The organism is Spirillospora sp. NPDC049652 (genome assembly GCF_040675125.1).
Lineage (GTDB): Bacteria > Actinomycetota > Actinomycetes > Streptosporangiales > Streptosporangiaceae > Spirillospora.
In genome coordinates this window covers 1-6,449 of the sequence record NZ_JBFAOF010000374.1, presented here as the reverse complement: position 1 = coordinate 6,449, position 6,449 = coordinate 1, and the positions used below count along the sequence as shown (strand labels likewise).

The following is a 6,449-nucleotide window of genomic DNA, read 5'->3' as shown; positions in this document are numbered from 1 at the left end:
CGGCGGCCGTCGTGCACGCCGTCACCGACCACGTCGTGGACGGCTACACCGCCGTCGCCGACGCCATCCAGGAGGACGTGGACGAGGTCGAGGAGGCGGTGTTCTCGCCCGAGCGCACCGACGAGTCGCGCCGCATCTACCGGCTCAAGCGCGAGGTGATCCAGCTCAAGCGGGCCGTGGGGCCGCTCGCGGGCCCGGTGCGCAACCTGTCCGGCCGCCGGTTCGTGCCGACCGAGATCAAGGAGTACCTGCGCGACGTGGAGGACCACCTCACCCGCGTCCGCGAGCAGGTGGAGTCCTTCGACGAGCTGCTCAACCCGATTCTCCAGGCGCACATGACCCAGGTGACGGTCGCCGACAACCAGGACATGCGGAAGATCTCCGCCTGGGGTGCGATCTTCATGGTGCCGACCGCGATCGCCGGGATCTACGGCATGAACTTCAAGTACATGCCGGAGCTGGAGTGGCGCTACGGCTACTTCATGATCATCGCTCTGATCGCCGGGATCTGCCTCGGCCTGTACCGGGGCTTCCGCCGCAACGGCTGGCTCTGACCCCCGCCGGGGCCCGATCGCCACCGGCCAGGGCTCAGGCGGGCCGCTCTCAGGCGGGCAGGGCTCAGGCGGGCAGGCTCAGACGGGCAGGAGCGCCGGCGCGGGGACGGGGAGCCCCCGGGCCCGCAGGACGGCGCGGAGCCGGTCCGGATGGTCGGTGACGATCGCGTCCACGCCGAGGTCGGTGAGGCGCCCCATGTCGATCGGGTCGTTCACGGTCCAGGTCGAGACCGGCAGGCCGAGCGCCTGCGCGTCCTCGACCAGCGCGGACGTGATCAGGTCGTGCTCGGGGGACAGCATGGTCGCGCCCGCCGCGAGGGCGACGCCGACCGGGTCCTCCGGCGGCAGGCCCGCCAGCCACCTCGTGCCGGGCAGCAGCGTCTTGCGTTCGAGCAGCGCGACCCGTCCCGCGCCCGGGGCGTACCGGGCGGCCGCCGCCAGCACCCGCCAGTCGAACGCCAGCAGCCGCGACCGGGCCATCAGATCGTGCGCGTCCAGAACCTCGGCCACGGCGGCGGTGAAGCGGTCGACCGCGCGGGCCGTCCAGCCGGGGTCGGTCTTCAGCTCGACCGCGAGCCGGACGTCCCGGACGGCTCCGAGCAGCGTGCACGCCTCGTCCAGCGTCGGCAGCGGCGTGCCGGGCACCGGCCGCTGCGTCGCGGCGAAGGCCAGCGGCGTCCGGACCCCCGCGTCCACCGTCCTGACCTGCTCCAACGTCAGCTCGCGCAGGGCGCGTCCCACGTACGGGAACAGCGGGTCGCCCGGCGCGGCCGGGGCGGTGTCGGCGAGGTTTCCGGGCGACAGCATCTGGTCGTGGTTGCAGACGACCACGCCGTCCGCGGTCATGCCGACGTCGAACTCGATCGCGTGGACGCCCAGTTCCAGCGCGTGCGCGAACCCGGGAAGGGTGTTCTCCGGACGGAGGCCGCGCGCGCCCCGATGGCCGTGGATCTCCACGGTCCCCCCGAAATAGGTCACGACCGAAACCTACCGGGCGGTCCCTGGCCCGCGATGGACGATCGGTGATATGCGGTTGAACGGCTCGCGGCCATCAGGTCGATCCGTCACCGCCGGCACGCCCGGGCCCTCGGAGCACCGGGACCGTGGGGGAAACCGGACCCCGGTCGCCTCCGCCCCCGCGGAGGCGACCGGAACGGAGTCAGGAGACCAGGGAACGCAGCTGGAGCGTCTGGTCGCGGCCCGGGCCGACGCCGATCGCGGAGATCGGAGCGCCCGAGAGCTCCTCCAGCGCCCGCACGTACGCCTGGGCGTTCTTCGGCAGGTCGTCGAAGGTCGCGGCGCCGGTGATGTCCTCCTGCCAGCCGTCGAAGTACTCCAGGACGGGCTTGGCGTGGTGGAAGTCGGTCTGGTTCGCGGGCAGCTCGTCCACCCGCTCGCCGTCGATCTCGTAGGCGACGCACACCGGGATCCGCTCCAGGCCGGACAGCACGTCCAGCTTGGTGAGGAAGTAGTCGGTGATGCCGTTCACCCGGGTCGCGTAGCGGGCGATCACCGCGTCGAACCAGCCGCAGCGGCGGTCCCGGCCGGTGGTCACGCCGTACTCGCCGCCGGTCTTGCGCAGGAACTCGCCCCACTCGTCCAGCAGCTCGGTCGGGAACGGGCCCGAGCCGACGCGGGTGGTGTAGGCCTTGAGGATGCCGATCACCTTGGTGATCTTGGTGGGGCCGATCCCGGAGCCCGCGCACGCGCCGCCCGCCGTCGGGCTGGAGGAGGTCACGAACGGGTAGGTGCCGTGGTCGATGTCGAGGAGCGTGCCCTGCGCGCCCTCCAGCAGCACGACCTTGTCCTCGTCCAGCGCCCGGTTCAGCACCAGCGTGGTGTCGGCGACGTACGGGCGCAGCCGCTCGCCGTAGGCCAGGTACTCCTGGACGATCGGGCCGGTCTCGATCCGCCGCCGGTTGTAGACCTTGGTCAGGACCTGGTTCTTCTCGCGCAGCGACAGGTCGAGCTTCTGGGTGAGGATGTTCGGGTCGAACAGGTCCTGCACCCGGATGCCCATCCGGTTGATCTTGTCGGCGTACGCCGGGCCGATGCCGCGGCCGGTGGTCCCGATCCGGGCCTTGCCCAGGTACCGCTCGGTGACCTTGTCGAGGGCCCGGTGGTGGGGCATGATCAGGTGCGCGTTCGCCGAGATCAGCAGGCGGTCGGCGGACACACCGCGGTCGGCCAGGCCGTCGATCTCCTGGAGCAGGACGGCCGGGTCGATCACCACGCCGTTGCCGATGACGGGCACCACGTCGTCCGACAGGATTCCGGACGGGAGCAGGTGCAGGGCGTAGCTCTTGTCGCCGATGACCACGGTGTGGCCGGCGTTGTTGCCACCCTGGTAGCGCACGACGTAGTCGACGTCGCCGCCCAGCAGGTCGGTGGCCTTGCCCTTGCCCTCATCTCCCCACTGGGCTCCGACAAGAACGATGGCCGGCATGCCACTTATCCTTCCCACGACGAAGGCCCCTGATCGCAAGCGCGAAGGGGCCTCTTGCGATCAAATCGTACCCGCAGCCGGGAGCCGAAGAAACCGCACGTCGTGGCGCAGGGGGCCGAAAAGCCTGGTGGGACGGGGTTAACCGGGATTTACTTTCCGTTCTCCGCCAGTGCCTTCGCGGCCGTCTCGCTGCTGTCGCGGAGGAAGGTTCGGCAGCGCTCGGCCTCGGCGTCCTCGCCGATCGCCGCCGCGGCGCGGGCGAGCGCGTGCAGGCAGCGCAGGAAGCCGCGGTTCGGCTCGTGCTCCCACGGGACCGGCCCGTGGCCCTTCCAGCCCGCCCGGCGCAGCTGGTCGAGGCCGCGGTGGTAGCCGGTGCGCGCGTACGCGTACGAGTCGATCACTCCGCCCCGCGCGAACGCGCGCTCGGCCAGCTCGGCCCACGCGCCGGGGAACTCGGGATGGCGCGCGGCGACCTCGAACGGGTCGACGCCGTTCGCCAGGGCCTCGCGGGCCTCGGGGTGGTCCGGGAGTTCGGTCGGTGCCGGCCCGCCGAGCAGGTTCTGGGTCATGCCGGTCATCGTAGGTGGGAACGCCCGCGCCCCAACAACCCGGGTCACCCACCCGTAGAGGTTCCGGTCGAGATCGTGACCGCCGGGTCTAGTACCCCCGCCCGGCAACGCCCCACGCCCTGCCCGCAGGACGCCGAGACCACCAGGGCCGCTGGGACGGGAGCGGGAGGGGCCGGCGCAGCCGAGGCGGGCATGGGGTGGTCCGGGGCGGGCATGCGGAAGGTCGAGGTCTCCCCGTGGTGCACGGAGCGGGCCGACGGCCAGGTGTGCCGGATCAGCTCCACCGCGCCGCTGTTGGTGCTCTGGACCTCCGCCCGGAACCCGGTCACCCCGCGCCGCGCGGCCAGCGGCAGCAGCATGCGCGTGAGCAGGCGGCCGAGCCCGTGCCGCTGCCACGCGTCCGCGATGAGGACCCCCACCTCCGCCTCGTCCGGACGGGACGGCAGGCGCGCGTACTCGGCGATGCCGACCATCGCGCCGTCGAAGATCGCGACCAGGGCGTCCCGGTTCCAGTGGTCCAGCCGCCCGAGCGCCGCCACGTACGGCTCGGGGACGTGCGGCGTCCCGGTGAAGAACCGCAGGTACAGGCTGGTCCGCGACAGCGCGCCCGACATGCCGCGCAGGCGTGTCTCGTCGCCGCGCCCGAACGGGCGGATCCGGACGTCCGCCAGCCGGAGCTCTCTGAGTTGCGTCACAAAACCTATTGCACAACGGCGGGTTGCGTGAAACAACCCTTATCGGGGAAGTCGCCCCGAACCGCTTCGTTCTCGCGGGTCGGGCGGGGGACGCCGGGTCAGAGCGCGGGGGCGCCGGGGCCGGGCCGCGTCTCTACGTCCGTGGGTCCCAGCGGCTCGCCGCAGGAACCGCAGGTCATCCGGGGGGTCAGCGGGCCGCCGCAGCCCGCGTGCAGGATCAGCACGGGCGGCCCCTCGGGCGCGTAGTGCCGGTCTCCCCAGAGCAGCAGCGTCATCATCGCGGGCCAGAGCTCGACGCCCTTGCGGGTCAGCCGGTACTCGAACCGCTCGGGCCGCTCCTGGTACCGGACGCGCCGGAGCAGTCCCTCCTCGCACAACCGGGACAGCCGGTCGGTGAGGACGTTCCGCGCCACCCCCAGGGCCTCCTGGAAGTCGTCGAACCGGCGCACGCCCTCGAAGGCGCTGCGGATCACCAGCAGCGTCCACCGGTCGCCGACGATCTCCAGAGCGCGGGCGATCGAGCAGTTCTGGTCCTCGTACGTGCGGGGGAGAGCCACGTTCCGAGCCTATCCGGGCCCCTCCGCACCCGAACGGCCCCGAAACGGGCGCGGGCGGGGACCGGCCGCCTGGCGGCGGCCGGTCCCCGCCCGCGGGACGCGCGGGTGTTACTTGATCTTCTTGCCGGCGGTGAGCAGGTTCTCGCAGGCGGTCACGACGCGGGCGGCCATGTTCGCCTCGGCGGCCTTGCCCCAGGAGCGCGGGTCGTACTGCTTCTTGTTGCCGACCTCGCCGTCCACCTTCAGCACGCCGTCGTAGTTGCTGAACATGTGCGCGGCCACCGGGCGGGTGAACGCGTACTGGGTGTCGGTGTCGATGTTCATCTTCACCACGCCGTAGGAGACCGCCTCGCGGATCTCCTCCAGCGTCGAGCCCGACCCCCCGTGGAAGACCAGGTCGAACGGGCGCTGCTTGCCGTACTTGTTGCCGACCGCGTCCTGGATCTCCTTGAGCACCTCGGGACGCAGCTTGACCGAGCCCGGCTTGTACACGCCGTGCACGTTGCCGAAGGTCGCGGCGAGGATGTAGCGGCCCTGCTCGCCCAGGCCGACGGCCTCGGCGGTCGCGATGGCGTCGCCGGGCGTGGTGTACAGCTTCTCGTTGATCTCGTTGGCGACGCCGTCCTCCTCGCCGCCGACCACGCCGATCTCCATCTCCATGATCACGCGGGCCTGCCGGCACTGCTCCAGCAGGTCCTTGGCGATCTCCAGGTTCTCGTCCAGCGGGACGGCCGAGCCGTCCCACATGTGCGACTGGAACAGCGGCTCCTGGCCGCGCGCCACCCGCTCCTGGGAGATCTTGACGAGCGGGCGCATGAACCCGTCCAGCTTGTCCTTGGGGCAGTGGTCGGTGTGCAGCGCGATGTTGACCGGGTACTTGTCGGCCACCACGCGCGCGTACTCGGCGAGGGCGGTCGCGCCGACGACCATGTCCTTCACGGAGGCGCCGGACAGGTACTCCGCGCCGCCGGTCGAGACCTGGACGATCCCGTCGCTCTCGGCCTCGGCGAAGCCGCGCAGCGCGGCGTTCAGCGTCTGGCTGGACGTCACGTTGATCGCGGGATAGGCGAAGCCGTCGCGCTTGGCGCGGTCGAGCATCTCCGCGTAGACCTCGGGGCTGGCGATGGGCATGGTTCAGCGTCCTTTCCGGCCGGATCCCGGCGGCACCGTGTGCTGTCGTCGTCTCTGGTCCTGGCCCGACCCGCGGGGGTGGGGCGCCACCTCGCCAGTATCTCGGATTCCGCCGATCAGACCACTCCGGGGGCCGGACCGGGGTGTCCGAGGACGAACCGGTCAAGGCGCGCCTTCCGCTTTACACCGGCCGTACAGGGGTGTCCGGGTAGGCTCGCGGCGTGGACCTCGCCCTGAACCCTCTCGATCCCAACTCCCTGATCGCCACCTTCGGGGTGTTCGGGATCTTCGCCGTCATCTTCGCCGAGACGGGCCTGCTGGTGGGCTTCTTCCTGCCGGGCGACACGCTGCTGTTCGCGGCGGGGCTCTTCAGCACGGCGGCCGCCGCGCACGGTGCGGGCATCCCGGCAGGAAGAAGCCCACCAGCAGGCCCGTCTCGGCGAAGATGACGGCGAAGATCCCGAACACCCCGAAGGTGGCGATCAGGGAGTTGGGAT

8 protein-coding genes are annotated in these 6,449 nt (G+C 71.5%); 2 read left to right on the top strand and 6 right to left on the bottom strand.

Features of this window, described 5'->3' with window-relative positions:
- The coding region (locus AB0J52_RS22445; protein WP_500183853.1) for a magnesium and cobalt transport protein CorA at positions 1-554 on the top strand (554 nt) is incomplete at its 5' end.
- Positions 555-632: 78 nt separating this feature from the next.
- Here the strand turns inward: AB0J52_RS22445 and AB0J52_RS22440 are convergent.
- The 6 genes from AB0J52_RS22440 to fbaA all read right to left on the bottom strand — a co-directional run bounded on the left by AB0J52_RS22440 (position 633) and on the right by fbaA (position 5,952).
- Entirely contained in the window at positions 633-1,532 is a 900-nt protein-coding gene (locus AB0J52_RS22440; protein ID WP_500183851.1) for a glycerophosphodiester phosphodiesterase family protein, read from the bottom strand.
- A 181-nt stretch (positions 1,533-1,713) separates the two neighbouring features.
- Complete coding sequence (locus AB0J52_RS22435) at positions 1,714-3,000, bottom strand: adenylosuccinate synthase (protein WP_500183849.1); 1,287 nt, start codon at positions 2,998-3,000, stop codon at positions 1,714-1,716.
- 149 nt (positions 3,001-3,149) lie between these two features.
- Positions 3,150-3,578 (bottom strand): DUF3151 domain-containing protein, encoded by a 429-nt coding sequence (locus AB0J52_RS22430; protein WP_500183848.1) that lies wholly within the window; start codon positions 3,576-3,578, stop codon positions 3,150-3,152.
- A 35-nt stretch (positions 3,579-3,613) separates the two neighbouring features.
- Positions 3,614-4,264 carry a GNAT family N-acetyltransferase gene (locus AB0J52_RS22425; protein WP_500183846.1) on the bottom strand — a complete coding sequence of 217 codons (651 nt, stop codon included), beginning with the start codon at positions 4,262-4,264 and terminating at the stop codon, positions 3,614-3,616.
- A 98-nt stretch (positions 4,265-4,362) separates the two neighbouring features.
- Positions 4,363-4,821 carry a winged helix-turn-helix transcriptional regulator gene (locus AB0J52_RS22420; protein WP_500183845.1) on the bottom strand — a complete coding sequence of 153 codons (459 nt, stop codon included), beginning with the start codon at positions 4,819-4,821 and terminating at the stop codon, positions 4,363-4,365.
- 108 nt (positions 4,822-4,929) lie between these two features.
- Positions 4,930-5,952 (bottom strand): class II fructose-bisphosphate aldolase, encoded by a 1,023-nt coding sequence (gene fbaA, locus AB0J52_RS22415; RefSeq protein WP_500183843.1) that lies wholly within the window; start codon positions 5,950-5,952, stop codon positions 4,930-4,932.
- A 221-nt stretch (positions 5,953-6,173) separates the two neighbouring features.
- Between fbaA and AB0J52_RS22410 the strand changes: the two genes are divergently transcribed.
- On the top strand, positions 6,174-6,401 hold the full coding sequence (locus tag AB0J52_RS22410; RefSeq protein WP_500183841.1) for a hypothetical protein: 228 nt from the start codon (positions 6,174-6,176) through the stop codon (positions 6,399-6,401).
- Positions 6,402-6,449: the final 48 nt, after the last annotated feature.